Annotated in this window: 25 protein-coding genes and 1 riboswitch; of the genes, 16 read left to right on the top strand and 9 right to left on the bottom strand. The window is 51.4% G+C overall.

The features are described from left to right. Positions 1 to 161 precede the first annotated feature (161 nt). The 4 genes from gpmI to E4L36_RS17580 all read left to right on the top strand — a co-directional run bounded on the left by gpmI (position 162) and on the right by E4L36_RS17580 (position 5,169). Positions 162 to 1,703 (top strand): 2,3-bisphosphoglycerate-independent phosphoglycerate mutase, encoded by a 1,542-nt coding sequence (gpmI, locus tag E4L36_RS17595; RefSeq protein WP_136681655.1) that lies wholly within the window; start codon positions 162 to 164, stop codon positions 1,701 to 1,703. A gap of 37 nt (positions 1,704 to 1,740) precedes the next feature. Continuing rightward, a complete protein-coding gene (locus tag E4L36_RS17590; protein ID WP_136681654.1) occupies positions 1,741 to 2,865 on the top strand; it encodes a peptidoglycan DD-metalloendopeptidase family protein in 1,125 nt (374 codons plus the stop codon). Between the two features lie 34 nt (positions 2,866 to 2,899). Further along, positions 2,900 to 4,195: a S41 family peptidase gene (locus tag E4L36_RS17585; RefSeq protein ID WP_136681653.1), complete on the top strand. Its 1,296-nt coding sequence runs from the start codon at positions 2,900 to 2,902 to the stop codon at positions 4,193 to 4,195. Between the two features lie 116 nt (positions 4,196 to 4,311). Beyond that, on the top strand, positions 4,312 to 5,169 hold the full coding sequence (locus E4L36_RS17580) for a divergent polysaccharide deacetylase family protein (RefSeq protein WP_136681652.1): 858 nt from the start codon (positions 4,312 to 4,314) through the stop codon (positions 5,167 to 5,169). Here E4L36_RS17580 and slmA read toward each other — a convergent pair. Genes slmA through coaBC form a run of 5 tightly spaced genes read right to left on the bottom strand, consistent with a single transcriptional unit; the run spans position 5,166 to position 9,775 of the window. Then, complete coding sequence (gene slmA / locus E4L36_RS17575; protein WP_136681651.1) at positions 5,166 to 5,762, bottom strand: nucleoid occlusion factor SlmA; 597 nt, start codon at positions 5,760 to 5,762, stop codon at positions 5,166 to 5,168. The two genes, E4L36_RS17580 and slmA, sit on opposite strands and share 4 nt — an antisense overlap. A gap of 3 nt (positions 5,763 to 5,765) precedes the next feature. After that, positions 5,766 to 6,668: an acetylglutamate kinase gene (gene argB / locus E4L36_RS17570; protein ID WP_127696119.1), complete on the bottom strand. Its 903-nt coding sequence runs from the start codon at positions 6,666 to 6,668 to the stop codon at positions 5,766 to 5,768. 36 nt (positions 6,669 to 6,704) lie between these two features. After that, the gene (locus tag E4L36_RS17565) at positions 6,705 to 8,093 is read right to left on the bottom strand and encodes a phosphomannomutase/phosphoglucomutase (protein WP_136681650.1); all 1,389 of its coding nucleotides are present in this window, start codon (positions 8,091 to 8,093) and stop codon (positions 6,705 to 6,707) included. 24 nt (positions 8,094 to 8,117) lie between these two features. Beyond that, the gene (gene dut / locus E4L36_RS17560; RefSeq protein ID WP_127696123.1) at positions 8,118 to 8,573 is read right to left on the bottom strand and encodes a dUTP diphosphatase; all 456 of its coding nucleotides are present in this window, start codon (positions 8,571 to 8,573) and stop codon (positions 8,118 to 8,120) included. Further along, positions 8,570 to 9,775: a bifunctional phosphopantothenoylcysteine decarboxylase/phosphopantothenate--cysteine ligase CoaBC gene (gene coaBC, locus E4L36_RS17555; RefSeq protein WP_136681649.1), complete on the bottom strand. Its 1,206-nt coding sequence runs from the start codon at positions 9,773 to 9,775 to the stop codon at positions 8,570 to 8,572. The genes dut and coaBC overlap by 4 nt, the downstream gene beginning before the upstream one ends. A gap of 120 nt (positions 9,776 to 9,895) precedes the next feature. Here coaBC and radC point away from each other — a divergent pair, with 120 nt between their 5' ends. From radC to rpmG, 3 genes are all read left to right on the top strand, one after another. Then, positions 9,896 to 10,570 carry a DNA repair protein RadC gene (gene radC, locus E4L36_RS17550; RefSeq protein ID WP_136681648.1) on the top strand — a complete coding sequence of 225 codons (675 nt, stop codon included), beginning with the start codon at positions 9,896 to 9,898 and terminating at the stop codon, positions 10,568 to 10,570. 221 nt (positions 10,571 to 10,791) lie between these two features. Further along, a complete protein-coding gene (gene rpmB / locus E4L36_RS17545) occupies positions 10,792 to 11,028 on the top strand; it encodes a 50S ribosomal protein L28 (RefSeq protein WP_127696130.1) in 237 nt (78 codons plus the stop codon). A gap of 13 nt (positions 11,029 to 11,041) precedes the next feature. Further along, complete coding sequence (rpmG, locus tag E4L36_RS17540; RefSeq protein ID WP_127696132.1) at positions 11,042 to 11,212, top strand: 50S ribosomal protein L33; 171 nt, start codon at positions 11,042 to 11,044, stop codon at positions 11,210 to 11,212. Positions 11,213 to 11,299: 87 nt separating this feature from the next. Here rpmG and E4L36_RS17535 read toward each other — a convergent pair whose 3' ends face one another. Then, positions 11,300 to 12,697: a PLP-dependent aminotransferase family protein gene (locus E4L36_RS17535; RefSeq protein WP_136681647.1), complete on the bottom strand. Its 1,398-nt coding sequence runs from the start codon at positions 12,695 to 12,697 to the stop codon at positions 11,300 to 11,302. 151 nt (positions 12,698 to 12,848) lie between these two features. On the opposite strand from E4L36_RS17535, the gene E4L36_RS17530 reads away from it, so the two are divergent. The 7 genes from E4L36_RS17530 (at position 12,849) to E4L36_RS17500 (ending at position 19,987) form a co-directional block, all read left to right on the top strand. Next, the gene (locus E4L36_RS17530) at positions 12,849 to 13,736 is read left to right on the top strand and encodes an EamA family transporter (RefSeq protein WP_136681646.1); all 888 of its coding nucleotides are present in this window, start codon (positions 12,849 to 12,851) and stop codon (positions 13,734 to 13,736) included. Between the two features lie 9 nt (positions 13,737 to 13,745). Beyond that, a complete protein-coding gene (gene mutM, locus E4L36_RS17525; RefSeq protein WP_136681645.1) occupies positions 13,746 to 14,558 on the top strand; it encodes a bifunctional DNA-formamidopyrimidine glycosylase/DNA-(apurinic or apyrimidinic site) lyase in 813 nt (270 codons plus the stop codon). A gap of 96 nt (positions 14,559 to 14,654) precedes the next feature. Next, positions 14,655 to 15,197 (top strand): phosphatase PAP2 family protein, encoded by a 543-nt coding sequence (locus E4L36_RS17520; RefSeq protein WP_169051577.1) that lies wholly within the window; start codon positions 14,655 to 14,657, stop codon positions 15,195 to 15,197. Beyond that, on the top strand, positions 15,194 to 16,237 hold the full coding sequence (locus E4L36_RS17515) for a glycosyltransferase family protein (protein ID WP_136681644.1): 1,044 nt from the start codon (positions 15,194 to 15,196) through the stop codon (positions 16,235 to 16,237). The genes E4L36_RS17520 and E4L36_RS17515 overlap by 4 nt, the downstream gene beginning before the upstream one ends. 537 nt (positions 16,238 to 16,774) lie before the next feature. Further along, positions 16,775 to 16,873, top strand: a riboswitch (TPP riboswitch). Between the two features lie 71 nt (positions 16,874 to 16,944). Next, complete coding sequence (gene thiD / locus E4L36_RS17510; protein WP_136681643.1) at positions 16,945 to 17,769, top strand: bifunctional hydroxymethylpyrimidine kinase/phosphomethylpyrimidine kinase; 825 nt, start codon at positions 16,945 to 16,947, stop codon at positions 17,767 to 17,769. Between the two features lie 46 nt (positions 17,770 to 17,815). After that, entirely contained in the window at positions 17,816 to 19,693 is a 1,878-nt protein-coding gene (thiC, locus tag E4L36_RS17505; RefSeq protein WP_240657034.1) for a phosphomethylpyrimidine synthase ThiC, read from the top strand. 63 nt (positions 19,694 to 19,756) lie between these two features. Then, positions 19,757 to 19,987 carry a hypothetical protein gene (locus E4L36_RS17500; RefSeq protein ID WP_127696144.1) on the top strand — a complete coding sequence of 77 codons (231 nt, stop codon included), beginning with the start codon at positions 19,757 to 19,759 and terminating at the stop codon, positions 19,985 to 19,987. Positions 19,988 to 19,993: 6 nt separating this feature from the next. Here the strand turns inward: E4L36_RS17500 and E4L36_RS17495 are convergent, their stop codons facing one another. Both E4L36_RS17495 and E4L36_RS17490 read right to left on the bottom strand, forming a co-directional pair. Then, on the bottom strand, positions 19,994 to 20,182 hold the full coding sequence (locus E4L36_RS17495) for a zf-HC2 domain-containing protein (RefSeq protein ID WP_136681642.1): 189 nt from the start codon (positions 20,180 to 20,182) through the stop codon (positions 19,994 to 19,996). Next, on the bottom strand, positions 20,179 to 20,748 hold the full coding sequence (locus E4L36_RS17490) for a sigma-70 family RNA polymerase sigma factor (RefSeq protein ID WP_136681641.1): 570 nt from the start codon (positions 20,746 to 20,748) through the stop codon (positions 20,179 to 20,181). The genes E4L36_RS17495 and E4L36_RS17490 overlap by 4 nt, the downstream gene beginning before the upstream one ends. 246 nt (positions 20,749 to 20,994) lie before the next feature. Between E4L36_RS17490 and E4L36_RS17485 the strand changes: the two genes are divergently transcribed. Beyond that, entirely contained in the window at positions 20,995 to 22,557 is a 1,563-nt protein-coding gene (locus E4L36_RS17485) for a PAS domain-containing methyl-accepting chemotaxis protein (protein ID WP_169051576.1), read from the top strand. Between the two features lie 63 nt (positions 22,558 to 22,620). Beyond that, positions 22,621 to 23,262, top strand: a complete 642-nt coding sequence (locus E4L36_RS17480) for an MBL fold metallo-hydrolase (RefSeq protein WP_136681639.1) — start codon at positions 22,621 to 22,623, stop codon at positions 23,260 to 23,262. 19 nt (positions 23,263 to 23,281) lie between these two features. On the opposite strand, the gene pfkA is transcribed toward E4L36_RS17480, so the two are convergent. Beyond that, positions 23,282 to 24,289 (bottom strand): 6-phosphofructokinase, encoded by a 1,008-nt coding sequence (pfkA, locus tag E4L36_RS17475; RefSeq protein WP_136681638.1) that lies wholly within the window; start codon positions 24,287 to 24,289, stop codon positions 23,282 to 23,284. Positions 24,290 to 24,516 lie beyond the last annotated feature (227 nt).

Here is a 24,516-nt window from a genome sequence, read left to right as displayed (position 1 = left end):
CGCGGAGCTGGCATCGTTAAACTCGAGCGCAGATTATACAATGCTCGTGCGCTGTGCATAAGGGGAGCATTGGCCCGCACTGGTGTGAAATTAGCCAATGTGAGTGATTATCAGTAAAATGGCGGCCTTCCTTTAGCGAGCTATGAGCAGGTTTTATTTCTATGAGTAACGTGCGTATCCCAAAAGCGCTGATTATCTTGGACGGCTTTGGTATTGAGTCTACAGTTTCTTCCGCGATTGAAGCGGCGAATACGCCAACATGGGATGCGCTGCTAGCGAATAACCCCACATCTCGTATCGCAACCTCGGGCCTCGCTGTCGGCCTGCCAGAGGGGCAGATGGGCAACTCAGAAGTTGGCCATATGAACATTGGTGCGGGCCGCATCGTTTATCAGAATCTATCGCGCATTGGTAAAGCGATTGAAGAGGGTTCGTTCTACGAGAACGCGGCGCTGGTGGCCGCAATGGATAAGGCGATCGCCACTGATAACGCGGTGCATGTGATGGGCTTGCTATCACCCGGCGGTGTACACAGCCACGAGGAGCATATGTTTGCGCTGATCCGTATGGCAGCGAAGCGCGGCGCTAAGCAGGTGTATCTGCACGCGATTTTAGATGGCCGAGACATGCCACCTCGCTCGGCTGAACCCTCACTAGCGAAAGCACAAGCACTCTTTGAAGAGCTCGGTCTGGGTGGTATCGCCACGGTTGTTGGACGTTACTATGCGATGGACCGAGATCAGCGCTGGGATCGAGTCCAGCAGGCCTATGATGCTATGACGCAGGGTATTGCTCCGCATTCGGCAGCGTCTGGCACCGCAGCACTGGCAGCGGCTTATGAGCGCGACGAGAACGACGAGTTCGTACTCGCAACTACGATTGATGGTGTTGATGGCCGCGTACGTGATGGTGATGCGGTGATCTTCGCCAATTTCCGTCCAGACCGTGCCCGTGAGATCACACAAGCCTACGTGGCAGATCAAAACTTTGATGGCTTTGAGCGTGCGGTTGTACCAGCACTGGCGGACTACGTGATGATGACAGAGTACTCTGCAGACATGCCAGCCTCTTGCGCGTATCCGCCACAAAGCATCAGCAATGATTTAGGTGAGTTTGTTTCGGCGCAGGGTAAAACCCAGTTACGTATCTCGGAAACAGAGAAGTATGCCCACGTTACCTTCTTCTTTAATGGCGGCCAAGAAGCTGTGTACGAGGGCGAAGAGCGTATCTTAGTGCCATCTCCAGCGGTTGCAACTTATGATTTGCAGCCTGAGATGAGCGCCCCAGAGCTAACCGACAAGCTCGTTGATGCAATCAAAAGCGGTAAATATGACCTAATCGTGTGTAACTATCCAAATGGCGATATGGTGGGTCACACTGGCGTATTTGATGCGGCCGTTAAAGCAGTGGAAGCTGTTGATCAAAGTATTACGCGTGTACTTGAGGCGATGGCCGAAGTGGGTGGTGAGACGCTGATCACGGCGGATCACGGTAATGTTGAGATGATGCGCGACCCGAAAACGGAGCAGCCGCATACTGCGCATACCACCTTCCCAGTCGCGCTGATTTATGATGGTCCACGCAAGGCGACATTGACGTTGGATGACGGTGCGCTATGTGACCTTGCGCCAACGTTATTGCACCTGATGGAGCTGCCGCAGCCGCAAGAGATGACGGGCAAAAACCTTGCTAAGACGCAATAATCGTGTCCGATGGCCGCGTACGCGGCCTTTTTTTTCGGTGTGTTTTCTCGCGGCGCTGTTATGTGTTGGCGGGGCTGTTAGCGCGGCTAGCAAAGAGCAAGCGACACAAGCCCAGCTAACTACGTTGAAAAAGAGTATCCGCAGCGCCCAAGCGCGTCTAAAGAAAGACCGTACTGCTCTCAGCAAAGAGGCCGCTGCACTGAAATCGCTTGAAGCGCGTATCGGAGATACGGGCAAAGCTATCTATCGGTTGAATCAAAAACTAGCGGGCTTGCGGGGTAACTTAACGGGCTACGAAGCGGACAAGGCGCGTATCGAGAAAAACCTCGCACTTGGCCAAGCTGCGTTACACGAAGCGATACGTGAGCAATATAAGCGCGGCCAGCAACCTCGTTTATTGATGCTACTGAACCAGCGTGATCCTGACGAGTTGTCGCGTATGATGAAGTACTATGACTACTTCAACAGCGCCCAGCAACAGCAGTTGCTAGACTACCGCAAGATGCTCACGACCTTGGAGCAAACCAACGCGAATATTGACTCTACACAAGCTGCGATTGTGGCCGAGCGGGATGCGTTACAGGCCAAGCTTGCAGAGCAAGAGCAACAGCGCAAAGCGCGTAAACAAGCGCTTGCAGCATTGCGTAAAAAAGTAGGGCAAGGTAAAACCAAGGTTGCGCAGCTGAAAAAAGATCAAAAGCAGTTGGAAAAACTGCTAGTTGAGATCGAAAAGTCGGTGTCGCTGGCTAAGCTGTCAGTGAACAACCAAGCCTTCAAATCTTTGAAGGGTAAATTGAAAGCGCCAGTCTCTGGTAGAGTCAAACGTCGTTTCGGCTCGCTAAATCAAGGGATTCGCTATGATGGTGTGATGTTTGGTGCAGCGTTAGGTGTATCGGTCTCAGCTGTGCACCATGGGCGGGTGGTGTTTTCTGACGCGTTACGCGGTTATGGCTTGGTGACGATTATCGATCATGGTGATGGCTACCACACGCTATATGGACACAATGACTCACTGTTAAAGTCACAAGGTGATTGGGTAGAGCAGGGCGAAACCATCGCAACTGTCGGATTTAGCGGCGGTAATTCGGAACCTGGACTCTACTTCGCAATCCGATATAAGGGTAAAGCGACCAACCCGCAACGTTGGTTGGCGCGCAAATAATTGAGGCTCACGCCTCTTAGAAAGGGTTTTCTGTATGAGGAATGCAATTAAGTTAGCCGGTGTTGCGCTGGGTTTGAGTTTAAGCGCCTTTTCCATGGCTGATGAAGCGCCGACCTCCGAGCAAGAGGCGAAGACGTTACCGCTTGAAGAGCTGCGTCGTTTCAGTGAGGTGTTTGATCGCATAAAGAGCGCTTATGTTGAGCCGGTTGATGATGCGAAGGTTTTGGAGGATGCCATTCGCGGCATGATCGCTGGGTTGGACCCACACTCCACCTACCTCGAGCCAAAGGCCTTTGAAGAGTTGCAGGTACATACGTCTGGCGAGTTTGGCGGCGTTGGAATCGAAATTACAATGGATGATGGCTTCATCCGCGTTATCGCCCCGATTGATGATACGCCCGCTACGAAAGCGGGTATTAAGGCTGGGGACATTGTCACACGTATCGATGGTGATTCGGTGAAAAGCATGAGCTTGGATGAGTCGATCAGCAAAATGCGCGGTAAAGCGGGATCGGAGGTTGTGCTGACGATTTTACGTGACGGTGAGGACAAGCCGCTTGAGATTACCGTGGTGCGTGATGTGATTCAGGTCACCAGCGTTAAGCAGCGAATGTTAAATGAAGACTACGGTTATATTCGTATCACCCAGTTCCAAGCGAAGACTGGCCAAGATCTCGAAAAAGCGCTCGAAAAATTGCAAGCGTCAAACGAGCAGAAAGGTTTAGTGCTTGATCTGCGCAATAACCCTGGTGGCGTGCTGCAGGCAGCGGTTAGCGTCGTTGATGCGTTTATTGATGACGGTAAGATTGTTTATACCGAGGGGCGCTTACCGACCTCTGATGTTGAGTTTAATGCAACACAAGAGACGTTGGTTCCTGATGTCCCAGTGGTTGTGTTGATCAACAGCGGCTCGGCATCGGCTTCCGAGATTGTTGCTGGCGCGCTGCAAGATCATAAACGCGCCATCATTATGGGCACGGGGAGCTTTGGTAAAGGTTCGGTCCAGACGATTCTGCCACTTACCGACAAGCGAGCGCTTAAGTTAACCACTGCGCGTTACTTTACCCCGAGCGGTCGTTCCATTCAGGCAGATGGCATTCAGCCTGATGTTGTCGTGGAAAATGCAGAGCTCAAACGCGTGAAGGGCCGAACTCTGATCAAAGAGAAGGATCTTACAGGCCATTTAACCAATGGCGACGAAGATGCGAAAGCTGCAGAACAAGCTGCCGTGGCTGAGGCGGCGCAAAATCTAGCGCAACGTGATTATCAGCTTTATGAGGCGCTGAATCTTTTGAAAGCGCTCTCCATCATCGGTAGCGTACAAAAGTAACTGGATGCTTTTGCTCGTCGAGAAGGCCCGTCGTTGATGGGCCTTTTCTTTATCGCTTCTCTGCGTTGTTGGCGGTAATTAATGCCCAGCGTCAGGCAAGCTAAGTACTTGGATGCATGAATACAATTTATAAACTTACATGTGTTGTGTCGTTGTTGCTGTCTGCCACCTTGAGTTATGCAGCATCACCGCCATGGCCACCACGAATCGTCATTATCATTGACGATATTGGGAACAGCTATCATCAGGGCGCTGCGGCAATAGCGCTTCCGGGGCCTGTTACTTATGCTGTGTTGCCATTTTCGGCACATGGTAAAGCACTGGCTAACATGGCTTTTGCGCACGACAAAGAAGTTATGCTGCATGCGCCGATGGCAAATACGTTGCGAAAGCCGCTAGGCCCTGGCGGATTAACGGAGCGCCAGACCGAGCAGCAGTTAAAGCAAACGCTCCGCGATAATTTAGACTGGGTGCCGCATGTGGTGGGCTTTAACAACCATATGGGGAGTCTACTCACTCAGAAAAAGGCACCGATGGCATGGTTGATGGACGTTGCGAAAGAGCGCGATATCTATTTTGTTGATAGCCGTACAACGCCAACCAGTGTTGCCTTAAGTGCAGCAAGAGCAGCGCACGTGCCTGCACTTACGCGGGATATTTTTTTAGATCACGAACGGTCTGAGCAGTTTATGCAGGCGCAGTTTGACCGTGCGATACGCATTGCGCGTAAGTTTGGTAAAGCCGTAGTGATCGGTCACCCTTACCCCTCAACCACTCGGTTCCTCACAAAGGCGATACCGCAGCTTGATGAGGCGGGTATTCAATTGGTTTCTGTTTCAGCCTTGTTGATGATTCAGCGCGAGGCAGCGCAGCGATCGGATATGGCGCTTAAAAAGACCACAAAAAAGCCCGCTGAACCGGTCGCTCAGCAGGCTTGTTATTTATGGGATGGAACACCCTGCCCAACGAATTAAGCGGGACGAAAAATACCGCTCGCCAAGCGTTGCCATTGGTCTGCCCAGTTGTCAGTGGGTTTACGTTGAAACTCACTCCGGACGAACTGGCGAATGCGTCCCTCTGTGCAGCTGAGCATCAAATTTGCCGAAATGCCCGCTGTGGTTTCGGTGCGCAGACCCTCACGTAGCTCCGCTTCGCGCAGTACCTGTTTAAGTTGCGTTTCTAAGCGTTCAAAGAGCTGGTGGATGCGCCCGCGCAAACGGTCAGTCTCGCCAGCAAGGGCGTCGCCAGTCAGAATGCGCGCCATCCCCGGATTTCGCTCAACGAAGGCCAGCAAAAGCGTGAGGATCTGCTCACATTGGCGCACAGCCGGCGTATCGGATCCCGTAATCATGGTCACGCGTGAAAAGATCGTCTCTTCGATAAAGGTGATCAGGCCTTCAAACATCCGCGCTTTGCTAGGAAAGTGCCGATACAGTGCTGCTTCAGAAACACCGACTTCACGCGCCAGAGCCGCAGTGGTAATGCGCTGCCCTGGGTTAACTTCTAACATCTGCGCCAACGATTGCAGAATCTGCTCGCGGCGGGAGAGTTGTGTTGCTTCGTTCATGGCTTATAACGTGTTATTCGTGATCAGAGTACCGACACCTTCATCGGTGAAGATCTCGAGCAAACAGGAGTGCTCAACTCGGCCATCGATAATGTGAGCGCTAACCACGCCACTTTTCACCGCGCTCAGTGCGCAGCCAATCTTCGGCAGCATACCACCGTGGATGGTGCCATCTTCGATCAGGCCATCGACTTGCTCAGTAGATAAACCGGTCAGGACATTCCCCTCTTTATCGAGCAGGCCGGCAATGTTAGTCAGTAGAATCAGTTTCTCAGCTTGTAGCGTTTCTGCTACTTTGCCAGCCACGAGGTCTGCGTTGATATTGTACGATGCACCATCTGGACCGACGCCGATTGGCGCGATCACGGGGATGAAGTCAGAGTCTTCAAGCATCCGCAACACAGACTTATTCACCTTCTCAACTTCGCCAACATGGCCAATGTCGATAATTTCCGGCGCTTCCATCTCTGGACGCTTGTGTTTAACGCGCAGTTTGCGAGCTTCCAGCAGGTGACCATCTTTACCTGTCAGACCGATCGCCTTGCCGCCATTGCTGTTGATCAGGCCAACGATCTCTTTGTTCACCATGCCGCCAAGTACCATCTCCACTACATCCATGGTTTTTGAGTCGGTGACTCGCATACCATTGATAAAGTGCGATTCGATCTTAAGCTGCTCGAGTAGGTCGCCGATCTGTGGGCCGCCACCATGCACGACCACTGGATTTAGGCCGATCAGCTTCATCATAACGATGTCGCGGGCAAAGCTGTTCTTGAGGTTGTCATCCGTCATGGCGTTGCCGCCATACTTGATCACGATGGTCTTACCAGCGAAGCGCTGGATATAAGGAACAGCTTCGCTTAAGACCTCGGCAGTGGTCATCGCTTGCTTGCGGTTTAAAGGCATGGTTCTGGTTACTCCTAAATATTTTCGGTCGTTATCCTATTCGTGCGGGATAACAAGCGTCTTATCAATGGCGAACAAGTACTGTTGGAACGTGTCGCGAATTCGGTTGAGAGCCTCTTCCGTGGCCGCTTCAAAACGTAACACGAGTACCGGCGTGGTGTTGGAGGCGCGCACTAACCCCCAGCCATCCGCGTAGTCAACGCGTACGCCATCAATCAGGCTGACGTCACCGTCGGGATAGCTCTGCTGCTGCATCTGCTCGACGATGGTAAATTTGTTGTCATCGCGCACATCGATATTGATCTCTGGTGTGCTGATGTCTTCTGGGTAGGCCGCAAAAATAGTATCTAAGCAGGTATCACGTAGAGACAGAATCTCCAGCAGGCGTGCCGCGCTATAGATGCCATCGTCAAAGCCAAACCAGCGTTCTTTAAAGAAGATATGACCGCTCATCTCGCCCGCGAGCAATGCGCCTGTGGCTTTCATCTTTCGCTTAATAAGTGAGTGGCCTGTTTTCCAAACGGTTGGCTTGCCCCCGGCTTGGCGGATCGCTTCACCTAATAGGCGTGAACATTTCACGTCATAGATGATTTCAGCCCCTGGGTTACGTTGCAGAATATCCTCGGCAAAGAGCATCATGATGCGGTCGGGGTAGATGATGCTGCCATTAGGCGTCACAACACCAACGCGGTCACCGTCGCCATCGAAGGCTAAGCCAACATCAGCTTTGTGCTCTTTAACGGCGGCGATACAATCGATCAGATTCTTAGGCTTGCCCGGATCTGGGTGGTGGTTGGGGAAGTTGCCATCCACATCGCAGTAGAGCGGAATTACTTCACAGCCGAGCTGTTCGAGTAGCTGCGGCGCCACATCACCGGCTATGCCGTTACCGCTATCGACCACCACCTTCAATGGGCGCTTGAGTGTGACATCTTCCGCAACGCGCTTACGATAAGCCGGACGAATATCTTGCTGTGTTAAGCTGCCGTTGCCTTCGGTGTAGTCGCTTTCAAGAATGCGGCGCTTCAGCGCTTGGATCTCTTCGTTTGCGAGAGTGTTACCCGCAATCATCATCTTAAAGCCGTTGTAGTTGCTCGGGTTATGGCTACCTGTGATCATGACACCGGTTTGGTCTTTGGTGTGGTTGGCAGCAAAGTAAAGCAGGGGAGTAGCAACAAAGCCAACATCAACGACATCAACCCCGCCATCGCGCAAACCTTCGATCAGTGTATCCTTGAGCTCAGGGCTACTCAGGCGGCCATCCGCTCCAACCACAACGGTTTGTGTCTCCTGAGCGAGGGCTTGTGCAGCAAACGCACGCCCTAAATGATAAACGACGGGGGTAGTGAGGGCTTCGCCGACGATACCGCGGATATCATAAGCGCGGAAGATATCTTCGTTGAGCTGATCGATTGTGTAAGACATGGTTACGTCCTTGGTTAAGAGGGGTTATGCGCGTCCAGAGGAACCGAAACCGCCGGCACCGCGCTCTGAGTCTGAGAACTCATCCACAATATCAAAGCTTGCCTGAACAACAGGCACGAGCACGAGCTGGGCGATACGCTCGCCCGGTTCGATGGTGAAGGTTGTTGCACCACGGTTCCAGCAGGATACAAATAGCTGGCCTTGGTAGTCTGAGTCGATTAGGCCCACGAGGTTGCCCAGAACAATGCCATGCTTATGGCCTAAACCCGAGCGAGGTAGGATCATCGCGCACAGGCTTGGGTCTTCGATATGGATTGCCATACCGGTGGGAATCAGCTCTGTTTGGCCTGGCTCAAGTGTGAGTGGTGCATCCAGACAGGCGCGCAGGTCAAGACCCGCTGAGCCGGGTGTTGCATAAGCCGGTAATGGAAATTCAGAGCCGATACGGCTATCGAGAATCTTTACTTGTAGCTGTTTCATTGTGTTGTCTTATATTGGTGAGCGATCTGCTCAATCAGTTGATTGGCGAGCTGGCGCTTGCCGGTTTGTGCGATAGCTGTTTCGGTATCGTGAGTGACCACCGTGACGGCGTTCTCGTCGGAATTGAAACCGATGCCCGCTTGGGAGACATCATTGGCGATAATCATGTCGAGCTTCTTGCGTTGCAGTTTGCCGCGTGCGTAGCTGATCACATCTTGTGTTTCGGCGGCGAACCCTACCGTAAAGGGGCGCTGCGGCGCGCTAGCTACGGTGGCAACGATGTCGGGGTTCTTCACCAAGTGAAGCTCCATAATCTCTTCGTTACCTTTCTTGATTTTGTGCTCGGCGACAGAGGTTGGGCGGTAATCCGCCACCGCTGCGCAGGCGATAAAAATATCACAGTGCTCCAGTGTGCTTTGTGCTGCATCCAGCATATCGAGCGCGCTGGTAATATCGATGCGTTTTACGTGCGCTGGCGTTGCTAAGTTGACCGGCCCACTAATTAACGTGACCTCGGCACCGGCGTTCATTGCTGCTTCTGCAAGCGCGAAGCCCATCTTGCCAGAACTATGGTTAGAGATATAACGCACGGGATCTAATGGCTCGCGGGTAGGACCTGCGGTAATCACTACGCGACGTCCTGCAAGGCTACCTGTATCAAAACGATCAGCGATGTGATCGAGCAATTGTAAAGGTTCCATCATGCGGCCTGGGCCAGTATCACCACAGGCTTGCTCACCCTCAGCAGGGCCCCACAGGGTGACGCCATCTAGCTGCAGCTGTTTTGCGTTTTGCTGGGTTTGTGGTGCGCGCCACATGGCTTGGTTCATCGCAGGGGCTAGGCAAATCGGTGCATCGGTTGCAAGGCAGATAGTTGTGAGGAGGTCATTGCCCATTCCCGCAGCTAAACGGGCCATAAAGTCGGCACTCGCTGGTGCGATCACAAGCAGATCAGCCCACTTTGCCAACTCAATATGTCCCATACCGGCTTCGGCTTCCGGGTTGAGCAGCTCCAAATGCACAGGGTTGCCGGACAGTGCTTGCAGAGTCAACGGTGTAATGAACTCCGTTGCCGCAGGCGTCATTACAACACGAACGTCAGCGCCCGCGCCTTTGAGTGCGCGCACTAGCTCAGCACTTTTGTACGCGGCGATTCCGCCCGTGATTCCAAGTACGATCTGTTTGTTTGTTAGTCTGTGCATACCTTGCAATACCCGTTATTACGCAACTGCGTTCAAGCGGTGTAAGATACCACTTTGCGAAAATCTTGCGTAGAGCACACAAGATTTTTCATCTGCCATTGCTGCACAAGGAGGTGTTTTATGGCGATTAGTGACTGGCCCGCTGAAGAGCGGCCACGTGAAAAGTTGTTACTGCAAGGTCCGGCTGCGTTATCGGACGCTGAACTGCTGGCCATTTTTCTGCGTACCGGCGTTAAAGGTGTCAGTGCTGTTGATCTTGCACGCAACTTGTTACAGGAGTTTGGCGGTTTAAGACCTTTGTTGGAGAGCTCGCAAACTGAGTTTTGCACCGCTCAAGGATTGGGTGCTGCGAAGTACGCTCAACTGCAAGCGGTACTTGAGATGGGGCGTCGTCACTTGCAGGCGCTGCTTGAGAAAGGCGAGCAGATGAGCAACCCGGCGCTGGTTAAGCACTATCTCACTGCGCAACTGCGGCATCATAAGCGTGAGGTGTTTGCGTGTCTCTTTCTGGATAATCGTCACCGTGTTTTGCGCTTTGAACCGTTGTTCTTCGGTACAATCAACGCGGCTTCTGTCTATCCGCGGGAAGTGGTTAAACGTGCGTTAGCCTGTAACGCCGCCGCGGTTATCTTAAGCCATAACCACCCATCGGGTGTGGCTGAGCCTTCGATGGCTGATCAGCAGATTACAGAACGCCTAGCGGCGGCGCTGGCGCTCGTTGATGTTACGGTGCTAGATCATATTGTGGTGGGGGATGAACACGCCGTCTCTTTTGCTGAACGCGGCCTACTGTAGAGGCCTGCTTTGAGTATCAGTGAGCTGAGTGTTCTACATTTAAGCGTTTGAGTAAATTAGTGTTGGTAATCGTTGATGCTTTTCTATACACTTATGCGCCTTCTGTTCATGGTACGGGATATTTGTCTTCAGTACAGACGCTCCGCCTGAGGCTAGCGCGGTTTTACCTAGCCAATAGACAGCTGAATAGAAGTGATTTTAACCGTTAGAGGCTTATTAAAATGGCTAAAGTTTGTATGGTTACTGGCAAGCGCCCAGTAACGGGAAATAACGTTTCCCACTCACAACGCAAAACGCGTCGTCGTTTTCTACCAAACCTGCACTGGCACCGTTTCTGGGTAGAGAGCGAAAACAAATTCGTTCGTCTGCGTGTATCTTCTAAAGGTATGCGTATCATTGATAAGAAGGGTATCGACACAGTTCTTGCTGAACTGCGTGCCCGTGGTGAGAAAGTTTAAGAGGAGCTAGACGATGGCGGCTAAAGGTAATCGTGAGAAGATCCGTCTGGTTTCATCTGCCGGAACAGGTCACTTCTACACTACAGACAAAAACAAGCGTAACATGCCTGAAAAATTCCAGATCAAAAAGTTTGATCCGGTTGTTCGCAAGCACGTTATCTACAAAGAAGCTAAGATCAAGTAAGATCTTTGCTCTCTGAAAAAACCGGCTTAGGCCGGTTTTTTTGTGCCTGCGATTTATCCCCCTGCCTGAAACGCTGGCCGTTTTGTCCTAGGAGGCCTCTGTTATGAGTTGGCCAACCCTCTCCAATGCTTGCATCTGCTCGCAGCTTCGATTGAAGAGCGCAAAGTTAAGCCGGATACAGTGTTTAAACTGTCCTTGCGTACCAAATAAACTCCCCGGAGTTAAGCTGATGCCATGCTCTTTGGCCGCCAAGTAGATACGGTCACCATCGCACGTCTCGGGGAGTTGCAGCCAGCAGAGAAAACCACCTTGTGGCGGTATGACTTGTACTTCTGGTGCTAGCGTACTGGCTAATGCGTCAAGAAACTCACAACGTTTTTGGCGATAGCGCCCCTGAAGGTGTTTGAGGTGGCGGGGATAGTTAGCGGAGCTAAGCCAATCGGCGGCGGCATGTTGCATGATGCCTGAGGTTGCTAATGTCGTGACGTATTTGAGGTAGTTGACCTGATCAAAGTAACGTCCTGCTGCGATCCATCCTAAGCGCAAACTAGGATCTAATATCTTAGAGAAGGAGTTGCATAGCATAACGCGCCCATCGGTATCGAGTGCTTTGAGGGTGCTATTGCGTTGACTGTGGTGAATCAACGAGCCAAATACATCATCTTCGATAACGGCGAGATCATATTGGTTGGCGAGTGCCAATAAACGCTGCTTATTGGCTTCGGGCATGATGAAGCCGGTTGGGTTGTTCGCGTTGGGGTTTAAGACGATCGCTTTGGTTGACCAGCTTTTTAGCGCGCTTTCGAGTGCGTGAAGGCAGATGCCTTCAGCATCGCTAGGGATTTCAATAACATGGAGCCCAAGTGCTTCAAGGCATTGTAAGGTGCCATAAAAGCACGGCGATTCGACGATGACATTGTCCCCTGGTGAGGTGACGACGCGCAGTGCGAGCGATATCGCCTCTTGCGCACCGTTGGTGATGATCACCTCCTCTTTATCTATCTCCTGAGTACCACTGTGCGTGCGCAAAGCGATCTGCTCGCGCAGTGCCGCCAGCCCGGGTGGTGATTCATGAAAGGTGTAGATCGCATCGCTCGATTGAGTTTCGCGGCGCACCGCGCGGCTAAGGGTCTTAAAAAACTCCTTACGTCCATTGAGTGTGGTGTCTGGATTTGCGCTGCCGAAGACCACGCGTGCTTCACGCTGAGCGGGGCCGATAATATCGAGCGCCGTTGCACCGAGGACTACGGGTCTGGGCGGATGAGGTTTGGCAGGCACCGACTGAACGAGTTCAAAGCCGCGACGCGGCACAGCGCGAATCACATGTTTCGCTTCAAGCAGCTGATAGGCGTGAAGAACCGTGTTCTTGCTAACGCCCAAGCTTTGCGAGAGGGCGCGAACAGAGGGTAAAAAACGGTTATGTTGCCATGCGCCTTGGGCGGCTCGTTGCTCGATGTAATCAACTACGCGTTGGTATGCTTTCATGACTTGGGTACAGATGAGGATTATGAGCTAAATATCTTAGCATTTGGTTTTCTGTGTACCCAATAAAAATAACGGCGCGTGTCACTTTCCCGAGCTGCTGACTTTGCTCTAGGCTTGCACTATTCGAAGATTATTCAGAGTGTTGTTTGCTATGGAAGCGTTGAAAAGCCGCTTGGTTCCTTTCGTACCGTTACTGTTTGTACTGCTATGGAGTACGGGGTTTATTGGGGCTAAGTATGGTTTACCGTACATCGAGCCGTTTTACTTCCTGTTTATTCGGATGCTGGCGACGCTGGCGGTCTTTTTTGTGCTGATCTTGTGGCTTAGGGCTGCATGGCCAAGCCCCGCGCAAAGTGCGCATCAAATGGTGACCGGAAGCTTGGTACATGCAGGTTATCTTGGGGGGGTATTTGCTGCGATTAATTGGGATATGCCCGCAGGTATTACCGCAATTATCGTTGGGCTGCAGCCGCTGTTAACTGCACTCATCGGACGTTTTTGGCTGCAGCAGCCGCTATCACATTTACAGCTGGCTGGTTTGTTGTGCGGTTTATGTGGTGTATCGCTGGTGGTTGGGGCTGGGCAGGATTTGTCGAACATCCAGTTAAGGCCCGAGGCGCTAGCGGCTGCGTTAGTTGCGTTGTTTGCGATCTCGATCGGCACGCTTTATCAGAAACGTTTTGGTGGCGGCGTCAATCTGGTAGCCGGCTCTTTTTACCAATACTTGGCAACGGCACTATGGATGGGTGTGCTCGCCTTTAGCTTTGAATCGCGCGAGGTGGTGTGGTCAAGCGAGTTGATCTTGGCGTTGGCGTGGTTGGTGTTCGGGTTGTCGGTAACGGCCATTTTGCTGCTGATGTATATGATTCGAGAGGGGGAGTCGGCACGTGTGGCGAGCTACTTTTATCTCGTGCCACCTGTCACCGTGCTCGAGGCGTGGCTGCTGTTTGAGGAGTCATTAGCGTCGCTATCGCTGGTGGGTATTGGTATCACCGTACTTGGCGTGTATCTTGTGCTCAAACCGAGCCGTAAAGAGTAGGAATAATCAGTGCCTGAACTACCCGAGGTTGAAACAACTCGCCGTGGAATCGAGCCTCACATCAAGGGGCAGCGTATCGCTGAGTGCTGTGTGCGCCAGCCATCATTGCGGTGGCCGGTGCCGGTGAGTGCGCTTGAAGCGATTAAAGGTGAACCTATTGAACGTGTTGAAAGACGTGGTAAGTACTTGCAGCTCGTGACACCTGTGGGGGTTGTGTTGGTGCATCTGGGGATGTCGGGCAGCTTACGGGTGCTGACTGAACCGCTGGCTGCGGGTAAGCATGATCATGTGGATATCTGTATGGAGAACGGGGCTATTCTGCGCCTTAACGATCCGCGCCGGTTTGGGAGTGTTTTGTGGGATGATCTTACGAAGCTACATCCGCTGTTAGCCGATTTAGGTCCTGAGCCACTGAGTGATGACTTTAGTGGCGATTACCTGTACCGCAGCGCAGCGAAGCGTCGGGTTGCTATTAAACAGCACATCATGAATAGCCAAGTGGTTGTAGGCGTAGGCAATATTTACGCGAATGAGGCGTTATTTCGGGCGGGTATCGACCCGCGCCGCCAAGCGGGGCGCATCTCTCATGAGCGTATGACGAACTTGGTGGCTGAGATCAAACAGGTTCTTGCGGCGGCGATTGAGCAGGGCGGAACGACGCTACGTGACTTTGTGAATAGTGAAGGCAAGCCGGGATATTTTAAGCAGTCGCTCAATGTATATGGCCGTGGTGGTCAGCCTTGCGTCACCTGTGGAACAGCGCTTAGCGAGATCAGGCAGGGGCAGCGTGCCACCGTTTTTTGCGCGGATTGTCAGAGTTAGGTGAGTCATTAAAGCTTCAAATTCATGTAACAAAAGCGTCATTGCACTGATCGGATAATGCCTTAAACATCCTATCCTGATCAGGAGTTGCGGCGCGTGTTATCACTTCATCGTATTACGGCGCTTGATACGTCGGCGTTTCACTGGTTCCAAACCCATCGTCGTATGCATCGGCAGATTGCTGATCTGAGCCGCTGGGTATCCTCGTTAGGCGATGGTCAGCTTTATGCACTTCTTGGTGCTGGGCTCGCGTTGCTCGAGCCGAACGCTGGGGAGCTGTTTCTGTTCGTTGGGCTGCTAGCCTTTTTAATAGAGCTGCCGCTTTACCTGCTGCTGAAAAATATCATCCGCCGTAATCGACCTTGTGGTTTTGTGGTGAGTGATGCCGTGATTCAGCCCTCCGATCGTTTTAGCTTTCCCTCTGGTCATTCAGCAGCTGCGTTTGTCTTTGCCACGCTTATCGCGACTTACTACCCCATGTTCGGAGAGCTCGCCTACTTTATGGCGATGCTGATTGGCTTGTCGCGAGTGTTATTGGGAGTCCACTACCCCAGTGATATCGCCGCTGGCGCAGTGCTCGGTATTTTGTGTGCTGAGCTAGCGATTCAAGAGTGGGCGACGTTCTTGGTATTGCTATGAGAGTGCTATATGGCGTTCAAGCTACTGGAAATGGCCATATTACACGTGCCAGAGTGATGGCTCCTGCCTTGGTCGCAGCCGGTGTTGAGGTTGACTATTTGTTTAGTGGTCGGCCTGCTGATCAGTTTTTCGATATGGAGTGTTTTGGCCATTTTGAAACGCGTAAGGGGCTAACTTTCAAGCTAGCTGATGGCGGGCGAGTCAACTTACTTGATACGCTGGTCAGTAATGATATTTGGCAGTTTTGGCGCGATACGCGCGCACTGGACCTGACCGGTTATGATCTCGTGATCACTGATCTTGAGCCTATCAGTGCGTGGGCAGCAAAGCAGCAAGGTGTTCGAAGTATCGGTTTGGCGCACCAGTATGCTTTTCTTAACCCTCTACCAGATGGCGGTTACTCTAAACTGTTGAAGCCTGGCATTAAGCTTTTTGCACCGGTTGATCTGGCCGTTGGTGTTCACTGGGACGCTTTTGGCGGTACCAATATCCCGCCTTTGATTGCGGAACCGAGTTTCGAGCCGAGTGACAATGAACGCGATATTCTGGTTTATCTGCCCTTTGAACAAAAGGCTACGCTCGAGCGCTTGTTCGCTTTTTTTCCGGCGCATCGTTTCCACGTGTTTTGTCGATGTGACGAGGTACAGCCCTGCGCAAATGTGACCTACCACCCCTTGAGTCGGCAGAGCTTTGAGCAGCATATGGCGCACAGCGGTGGTGTGATCTCTAACTGCGGGTTTGGTCTTGCTAGCGAGGCGCTGCAGTATGGTAAAAAGCTGTTATCGTTGCCAATGCCCGGTCAATGGGAGCAGCAGTCAAATGCCAAGATCTTAAGTGAGCTGGGTTTGGCAACCGTTGTCTCATCTTGGGATATCGATACGCTTGGTGTCTGGTTGGCGCAGCCGAGCAGCGCGCCGATGGCTTTTAAGCAAAGCGCCGGTGTTGTGGCGCAGTGGATAGCGAATGGTGCGAAGGAGCCGGTTGTTGATATGGTCGATCGCATTTGGCCGGGTGATGCATTAGAGGTATCGGGGCTGTAATAAAAAAGGCCTCGCGATACAACAACGAGGCCTGCTTTCTGGTGTCCCTGTGCGGTTGATAGTTCCTTTGCCATCTAGGCTGACTCGTCCTGAGCCTTTTCCGTCAGTCCAACGTCCTTTGCCGCCTTGTTACGCTCCGTGTCCGTTATCCTTGGCAGCATTCTTCCTTATAGTCCTATTCAGCTCCGTTTGCTGAATACAGCTCAGCGTCCAGCTGGTCTATCATCCTGTACCGCGCTCATTATCCTGTTTGTCAGAAAGTGATTCTGATAAAAAAGGCCTCACAATTCCTTTGCGAGGCCTTCCTTTTGGCTTCCATTTTCCTTGCAGTACCAAGGCTTCCTTGCTTACATCCTTATGTCCTTTCTGCGGCCGGGGCCATCCTTTAATTCGTTCCATGAACAGGAGATCCACGAGAATCATTATGGCTGAGGTCCGAAAATTTAACATAGGAAAAAGTCCTAATTTTAAGACTTCGGTGTGAAAACTCTTTTGGGCGCAATATAGACAGCCTGAACCGAACTACTTAAACTGGCGTAAATCTTGTCGGGGTGCCGAGCTGACGTTTGGCTGAGATTAAACCCGTGGAACCTGATTCGGTTAGTGCCGACGTAGGAAATCGAGAGCATTTTATATGGTAAGTTGTATCGATCTGATCAGAGCTCCGCGTATAGCGAATATCTATGTTGCGGAGGCGTTGCTGTCAGATGTTATCCCCCTCTATCCCTAATGTGCTCACTATTGCTGGTTCAGACAGTGGTGGTGGTGCCGGTATTCAAGCTGATCTTAAAGCGATCTCTGCACGCGGTGCCTTCGGCCTCTCGGTGGTTACTGCGCTGACCGCACAGAATACGTGTGGCGTCACTGGTGTTGAAGTGGTGTCGAGTGCCTTTGTAAAGGCGCAGCTCGATGCTGTTTTTGACGATATCGACGTTGCTGCCATCAAGACGGGCATGTTGGCTAACGCTGAAATTGTGGCAACTGTGGTCGATGTGCTGCGTGCGTTTCCAGCGATTCCATTAGTTGTTGATCCGGTGATGGTGGCAACCAGTGGTGACTTGCTGCTGCATGAGCAAGCTGTCGATGCTGTCCGCTCGTCCCTGATACCCCTGGCAACGGTGATAACACCCAATATCCCAGAGGCTGCAACCCTGTTGGGTTGGTCGGTTGAAAAGGTAACTAACGACCCGGAAGCGGCAGCACAGGCCCTGTGTAAACAGGGGGCTAGAGCGGTGCTTTTGAAAGGCGGACATGGTGAAGGTGATACAAGTACCGACCTGCTATATACGCGAGGCCAGTCACTGGCACTCCAAGCTCCGCGTATTGGCACTACTAATACGCATGGTACGGGTTGTACATTGGCTTCAGCGCTTGCTGCAGAGCTCGCTCACGGGCGAGACTTATCGAGTGCAGTGACAGAGGCCAAAGAATATATAACGGCTGCGATCAACGCAGCAGATCAACTACATGTTGGACGCGGGCATGGTCCTGTGAACCACTTCTATCAGTTGTGGCAGTCCAAGCAACAATAAACAGAGCTTTTTTACAAAAGCCGCATTAGCCATAGTAGGTGTGATGATGACAGACAAAAAAGTATTGAGTCAGAGTGCAGAGGTCGATCAGAACTCTGTGCAACCGTTTCCAAAGTCACGCAAAGTGTATGTTGAGGGTAGCCGCTCTGACATCCGTGTGCCAATGCGTGAGATCACGCTCGATGAAACGCCCACAGGTTTTGGTGGCGAGAGCAATGATCCGTTGTATGTTTACGATACCTCGGGCCCTTACACCGACCCTGCAGCAGATATTGATGTAAGGAAAGGTCTGCAGCCGTTACGTGAGAACTGGATTTTAGAGCGTGAAGACACAGAGTTGCTGGACGGATTGAGCTCAGAGTATGGCCGCACGCGAGAAGCTGATCTTCGCTTAGATCACTTGCGCTTTGATCTGCAGCGCAAACCACGCCGTGCTAAAGCGGGCAAGAATGTCACGCAGTTGCACTATGCGCGTCAAGGCATCGTGACTCCAGAGATGGAATATATCGCGATTCGCGAGAATATGAAGCTGGCTAAAAGTAAAGCAGAAGGTAATGTGGTGGCGCAGCAGCACCCAGGCCACAGCTTTGGTGCGCAGCTTCCAGAAGAGATCACGCCTGAGTTCGTACGTAAAGAGGTGGCGGAAGGCCGCGCGATCATCCCATGTAATATCAACCACCCAGAGCTAGAGCCGATGATTATCGGTCGTAACTTCTTGGTGAAGATTAACGGTAATATCGGTAACTCGGCACTGACCTCTTCGATCGAAGAGGAAGTAGAGAAGATGACGTGGGGTACTCGCTGGGGTGCGGACACGATCATGGATCTCTCGACGGGTAAAAACATTCACGAAACTCGCGAGTGGATCGTACGTAACTCGCCAGTTCCTATCGGTACGGTGCCAATCTACCAAGCACTTGAGAAGGTTAGCGGCGTTGCAGAAGATCTAAGCTGGGAAGTGTTCCGCGATACGCTAATTGAGCAAGCAGAGCAGGGTGTGGACTACTTTACGATCCATGCGGGTGTGTTGCTGCGTTATGTGCCAATGACGGCGAAACGTATGACGGGTATCGTGTCGCGTGGTGGCTCTATCATGGCGAAATGGTGCTTAGCGCATCACAAAGAGAACTTCCTTTACACACACTTCCGTGAAATCTGTGAGATCTGTGCCGCTTATGATGTTGCCTTCTCGCTAGGTGACGGTTTGCGTCCTGGCTCTGTCTACGATGCTAACGACGAAGCGCAGTTTGCTGAGCTGGAAACGCTGGGTGAGTTGACGAAGATCGCTTGGGAGTATGACGTACAGGTGATGATCGAAGGCCCAGGCCATGTTCCTATGCATATGATCAAAGAGAACATGGATAAGCAGCTGAAAGAGTGTCATGAGGCGCCTTTCTACACGTTAGGCCCGTTGACGACTGATATCGCGCCCGGTTATGACCACATCACGTCAGGTATCGGAGCTGCCATGATTGGTTGGTACGGTTGTGCGATGCTGTGCTACGTAACACCGAAAGAGCACCTTGGTTTGCCAAACAAAGATGACGTGAAAACCGGCATTATTACTTACAAGATCGCAGCGCATGCTGCCGACTTGGCGAAAGGCCACCCAGGTGCTCAGATCCGCGACAACGCGATGTCGAAAGCGCGTTTCGAGTTCCGTTGGGAGGATCAGTTCAATATCGGTCTTGATCCTGATACTGCGCGTGCATATCACGATGAAACGCTGCCAAAAGAGTCGGCTAAAGTGGCGCACTTCTGCTCGATGTGTGGCCCTAAATTCTGCTCTATGAAGATCTCGCAAGAGGTGCGTGAGTTGGATGATGCGCAAGTGGCCGCGATTCATGCACAAGCGGACGAGGGTATGCGAGAGAAGTCGCAAGAGTTTAAAGAGACGGGCTCTAAGCTATATCATAAGCTCTAAGGTTTTTCTTAAGGTGACCTAAAAAGCCGCTTAGAGCGGCTTTTTTATTTCGTGGAGAAATGTATGTCTGATGAGTTGATAAAGTACCTTGCTGTGGCTGCGTTGGTGCTATTTGCGTTTATTCCGGTAACTTATCAAACTATTCGGCAGCGCCGGCTTAACCCACCCCCTATGGCTAAGCATGACCGCAAACTGTTTAGACTGTGGCGCTCAGACCCTGAAGCGTATGAGCGCCAGTATGGCGAGATGGACAGGCAATATTTAGCTAAAAAAGCGGATAAAGAAAAACGCTAAAAGCGGCTATTTGGCGCTAAGCTCTTTATCGTGGCGCTGGTGACACCAGCCATGGATCGCGTTCAGGTGAGTATGGCAACGGCGGCAGTTTTTGCACATCGCCATATGTACTTTTAGCATCGTCTTCTCTTTGAAGCTCAATGGCGTATCGAGCTGTTTTGACATCAAGTAGGATGCTTTTACGCAGGACTTCATACAGCCTCTCCTTTCAAGAACCAGCCCTTCTCTAAACAACCGCGTAGCTTCAGCCGAGCGCGGTGCAAAATCGTCCAAACATTCTGTTCTGAAATATCTAGACAGTCGCAAATCTCGGTAGTTTCCAGATCCATCAACTCGCGCAGGGCAAAAACGCGCGCTGTGCTGGTGGGTAGGTGGAGTAGGCAAAAATCAAACACTTCCCAAAAGTTGCTGCGCAAGTGCAGATCCTCTGGGCTGTGCCAATGGCTGGGCGCTGCATCTAAGTTCCAATGGCTACGCTCGTTGAACATGGAGTCGATATCGATCTCATCTTCGTCAGAGACAAAACGCTCGCGTTCACGCTTTGCGCGACGAATATAGTCAACGAGCTTATTACGCAGAATGCTGTACACCCAAGTATCAAACTGCGCATTGCCTTGGTAGGTTGAGAGCCCTTCAAGGGCGCCGATCAGGGCATCCTGCACAAGATCTTCTGCGTGACCTCTATCTTGGACTTGAAGAAGTGTAAAAGCGATGAGCTTCGGGCGCAGAGCTTCAAACTGTTTTTCATAAGATGCTTGCATATCAGGCGCTTATCTTCCGGTGTTGTCTAGAGACACATTTTAGCAAAAGCTCTATTGCGTGTGCGGAATAATATGGGTGCATTGTTAACTTCTAGTGCGCATATCGGCCTCGTAGTGAAGGGTTAGTGAGATTGCTTTTGATGTGAATCAATGCGCCTATCGCTATTTTTTGGGAGGAGGCCTGAGAAATATCTGCTACTTTTAAGGTGGCCGGTTTATAAGTTCACAGGATTCATGGATAGAGTTATGGCAAATTTTGGACTTACAGGAACGGAGATCAAGATCCTACAGGGCAGTCGTCTGATCTCAACTACCGACCTCAAGGGGTCAATCACCTACGCAAACGAAGACTTCATTAAGGTTAGTGGCTTTACAAAAGAGGAGCTAATAGGCAGCCCTCACAATTTGGTTAGGCATAACTTTATGCCCAAGCTCGCGTTCCAAGACATGTGGGATGCGCTGGGGTCCGGGGAAGCTTGGCGCGGCATCGTTGTGAATCGTTGTAAAGATGGCGGCTACTACTGGGTGGATGCCTACGTAACTCCCATTTATGTGGATGGCCAAAAAGTTGGCTACCAATCGGTGCGGGTAACACCCGATCCAAAGCTAGTTCAGCGCGCGGGCCAGTTGTACGAAAAGATTAATGCAGCGCAAGGCCGCTTTAGCATTAAAACATTTTCTATTGCGCCTACTGCCTTGGTGATTTTCTCGATACTGTCGCTACTCTTTGGAGGCTACCTTACGTTACAAGCGCCTTGGTATGTTGCTGGATTTTTTGCCTTCTTGCAGTTAATCGCTATTGTCGGCTTTAGCCACTTCTTCTGGCGCCCGATTCAACATCTCGTTAATAGATCACGTGCGATTGCTGATGCACCGTTGGCGCAGCACGTTTTCTCCCATCAGCGTAATGAGTTTGGGCAGATTGAGCTGGCGTTACAGATGGAGTCGGCACGGATGCATACGGTATTAGGCAGAATCGATGATTTTGCTGGGGAAGTGAGCGAGGTCGTTGGTCTTGTTGAGAACGCTGTCGGTGAGACTAGATCCGGTGTTTCTCAGCAAAACCATGAAACTGATATGGTCGCCGCTTCGGTCACCGAACTTGCATCGTCTGCAGTAGAGATCGCCCAGAATATGGTATCGACATCGAACGCTGTGCAAGATGCTAAAGGTAAAACGGCCCAAGGTGAGCAGGACTTAAAACAGGTGGTCAGTGCGATCCAAAGTGTTCATGAGCAAGTGTATTTGGCTGAAGCCGAATCAACAAAGTTAAAGCAGAGCACTGCTGAGATTGAGCAGGTTATCAGTGTGATAACTGAGATAGCCGAACAGACAAACCTGCTAGCGCTGAATGCGGCGATAGAAGCTGCCAGAGCGGGTGAGTATGGTCGTGGATTTGCTGTGGTGGCTGATGAGGTGCGCACGTTGGCTACTCGAACTAAAGATTCGACTTCCAGTGTCCAGCAAACGGTTAACAACATCGTAGGGTCGGTTGCTGAAGTCGTCAAAACACTCGAAATGTCGCGTGATCGGGTGCAACACAGCAGTGAGTTATCGGATAACGTTAAGGTTAGCTTCGACGAGCTAAGCCGCACCATTGATGAGATCGCAGAACGTTCGGTTGGGGTTGCTAGTGCAGCAGAGGAGCAGACCGCTGTCGTCGATGAGATCCAACGCAACGTAGGAATGCTTCGCCAGCGCAGTGATATGACGGCGCGTGCATCAGATGATACAGATGCCGCCTCTCGTGAATTACGAGATATGCAGCGTCAATTAGCGTCGATGGTGAAGGCGTTCGATAATCCCTAGGGTTGACCCGTAAAAGGGAGTGAGCATAATCGAACTATCTAAACGTTGAACATTTGAGGCGCTATGAAGTTTTCAGTCGTACCAGTTACCGCTTTTCAGCAAAACTGCACCATTGCTTGGTGTGAAAAAACGTGCAGAGCAGCGGTGATTGATCCTGGTGGAGATGTTAGCCAAATAACGAAAGTACTCGAGCAAAATGGCTTAACCTTAGAGAAAATTTTGCTAACACATGGGCATATTGATCATGCTGGTGGTACAGCTGAGCTTGCTGCGCAATTTGGTGTACCGATAGAGGGGCCTCATCGCGGTGATGGTTTCTGGATCGAGCAGCTCGCACAGCAAAGCCAAATGTTTGGGTTTCCTCAGGTTGAAAGTTTCGAGCCAACGCGTTGGTTAGAAGATGGTGATAACGTTTTAGTTGGTAACAGTGTTCTGCAAGTACTTCACTGTCCGGGGCATACGCCAGGGCATGTCGTGTTTTATGATGCCGAGTCGAATGTTGCGCAAGTAGGGGATGTTTTATTCCAAGGTTCTATTGGGCGAACGGACTTCCCCGGGGGAAATCATGATGAGTTACTTCACTCTATCACTGAAAAATTGTTCGCTTTAGGTGATGATGTGAGATTCATCCCAGGACACGGGCCACAGTCAACACTCGGGCACGAGCGCGAGACCAACCCGTTTGTGGCAGGACGCCATGGCTAATTAATGTTTATTTGCGGCACTACTTGTGCAGTAATGCCGCGATATCGAACAGCTTCCTATCTAGAACCTTCTTCTTTTGGGTAACGCGTTGTAGTGGCACATCGACGATGGCTCCTTTATGAACGCCAACCATGATGTCACTATAGCCTGCAAGTAGATACTCAACGGCAGCGGTACCTAAGCAGGATGCTAGCATTCGGTCATGCCCTGAAGGGCTGCCCCCGCGCTGTATATGACCAAGTATCGAGATTTTAGGGTCTTGGCCTTGCGCTTTTAGCTGCGCAGCTAGGCGATGGGTAAGGTCGGGATCTCGGCCTTCGGCAACAACGATAATGCCGCTAGAACCTTGTCCTTTGGAGTGGCGCTCCGCTAACGTAATGCATAGATCGTGAAAGTCGAATGCGTATTCAGGTACGACGACCATCTCTGCGCCGCAAGCAATACCCACCTGTGTTGCGATAAACCCAGAGTTACGTCCCATCACTTCGACTAAAAAGAGGCGCTCGTGTGATCGGGCCGTATCCCGAATTCTATCAATCGCCTCTATTGCAGTATTTACGGCCGTGTCGAAGCCTATAGTGTCATCAGTGCCGGGAATGTCGTTATCGATCGTTCCGGGTAATCCAATCACCGGAATGCCGTGTTCCTGACACAATATATGTGCACCCGTCAGTGAGCCGTCTCCACCAATGACGAAAAGAGCTTCGATTCCACGTGAACTCAAGTTACGCGCAGCAACGTCGCGAACAGATGGGTCGGAAAACTCAGGGCAGCGAGCGCTCTTTAAAACGGTGCCTCCTTTCTGAACGATATTTGTAACAGAGCGAGAACTCATTAAAGTGATGTCATCCGACACCAAACCTTGATAGCCTCTGCGAACTCCAAAGACTTGCTTGACTCCGCTGTTTAATGCAGCGCGCACGATGCTGCGGATGGCTGGGTTCATCCCCGATGAGTCGCCGCCGCTTGTGAGTATGCCGACAGCGTTGTAGTGCTTCTCGGGTTTCAGATCAGGTATGGAAAGCATGATGGATACCTCGTCTTGTCGAAAGCGCGATCGTCGATACAGTGATAAACAGTATACGTTTTAAACGGTTACATTTATCAGAAAAGAAAAATTTCCACTTTTTTACAAATAAGTGTTGACGGCAGAAGGGAGGTCTCTATAATACGCCTCCACTCGCTGAGGGAGTCACCGAAAGGACGACAAAGACAACGAGTCATAATGAAGATAACATGTTGTTTTAGAACATC

The organism is Neptunomonas sp. XY-337 (genome assembly GCF_004959845.1).
GTDB classification, from domain to species: Bacteria; Pseudomonadota; Gammaproteobacteria; order Pseudomonadales; family Balneatricaceae; genus Neptunomonas; species Neptunomonas marina.
This window is presented reverse-complemented; position numbering and strand designations above follow the sequence as displayed.

Bases quoted from the DNA above. Each gene is read 5' to 3' on its own strand.
- gpmI (WP_136681655.1), top strand. From the start codon at position 162: ATGAGTAACGTGCGTATCCCAAAAGCGCTGATTATCTTGGACGGCTTT.
- E4L36_RS17585 (WP_136681653.1), top strand. From the start codon at position 2,900: ATGAGGAATGCAATTAAGTTAGCCGGTGTTGCGCTGGGTTTGAGTTTA.
- E4L36_RS17580 (WP_136681652.1), top strand. From the start codon at position 4,312: ATGAATACAATTTATAAACTTACATGTGTTGTGTCGTTGTTGCTGTCT.
- slmA (WP_136681651.1), bottom strand. From the start codon at position 5,762: ATGAACGAAGCAACACAACTCTCCCGCCGCGAGCAGATTCTGCAATCG.
- argB (WP_127696119.1), bottom strand. From the start codon at position 6,668: ATGCCTTTAAACCGCAAGCAAGCGATGACCACTGCCGAGGTCTTAAGC.
- E4L36_RS17565 (WP_136681650.1), bottom strand. From the start codon at position 8,093: ATGTCTTACACAATCGATCAGCTCAACGAAGATATCTTCCGCGCTTAT.
- dut (WP_127696123.1), bottom strand. From the start codon at position 8,573: ATGAAACAGCTACAAGTAAAGATTCTCGATAGCCGTATCGGCTCTGAA.
- coaBC (WP_136681649.1), bottom strand. From the start codon at position 9,775: ATGCACAGACTAACAAACAAACAGATCGTACTTGGAATCACGGGCGGA.
- radC (WP_136681648.1), top strand. From the start codon at position 9,896: ATGGCGATTAGTGACTGGCCCGCTGAAGAGCGGCCACGTGAAAAGTTG.
- rpmB (WP_127696130.1), top strand. From the start codon at position 10,792: ATGGCTAAAGTTTGTATGGTTACTGGCAAGCGCCCAGTAACGGGAAAT.
- rpmG (WP_127696132.1), top strand. From the start codon at position 11,042: ATGGCGGCTAAAGGTAATCGTGAGAAGATCCGTCTGGTTTCATCTGCC.
- E4L36_RS17535 (WP_136681647.1), bottom strand. From the start codon at position 12,697: ATGAAAGCATACCAACGCGTAGTTGATTACATCGAGCAACGAGCCGCC.
- E4L36_RS17530 (WP_136681646.1), top strand. From the start codon at position 12,849: ATGGAAGCGTTGAAAAGCCGCTTGGTTCCTTTCGTACCGTTACTGTTT.
- E4L36_RS17515 (WP_136681644.1), top strand. From the start codon at position 15,194: ATGAGAGTGCTATATGGCGTTCAAGCTACTGGAAATGGCCATATTACA.
- thiD (WP_136681643.1), top strand. From the start codon at position 16,945: ATGTTATCCCCCTCTATCCCTAATGTGCTCACTATTGCTGGTTCAGAC.
- thiC (WP_240657034.1), top strand. From the start codon at position 17,816: ATGACAGACAAAAAAGTATTGAGTCAGAGTGCAGAGGTCGATCAGAAC.
- E4L36_RS17500 (WP_127696144.1), top strand. From the start codon at position 19,757: ATGTCTGATGAGTTGATAAAGTACCTTGCTGTGGCTGCGTTGGTGCTA.
- E4L36_RS17495 (WP_136681642.1), bottom strand. From the start codon at position 20,182: ATGAAGTCCTGCGTAAAAGCATCCTACTTGATGTCAAAACAGCTCGAT.
- E4L36_RS17490 (WP_136681641.1), bottom strand. From the start codon at position 20,748: ATGCAAGCATCTTATGAAAAACAGTTTGAAGCTCTGCGCCCGAAGCTC.
- E4L36_RS17485 (WP_169051576.1), top strand. From the start codon at position 20,995: ATGGCAAATTTTGGACTTACAGGAACGGAGATCAAGATCCTACAGGGC.
- E4L36_RS17480 (WP_136681639.1), top strand. From the start codon at position 22,621: ATGAAGTTTTCAGTCGTACCAGTTACCGCTTTTCAGCAAAACTGCACC.
- pfkA (WP_136681638.1), bottom strand. From the start codon at position 24,289: ATGCTTTCCATACCTGATCTGAAACCCGAGAAGCACTACAACGCTGTC.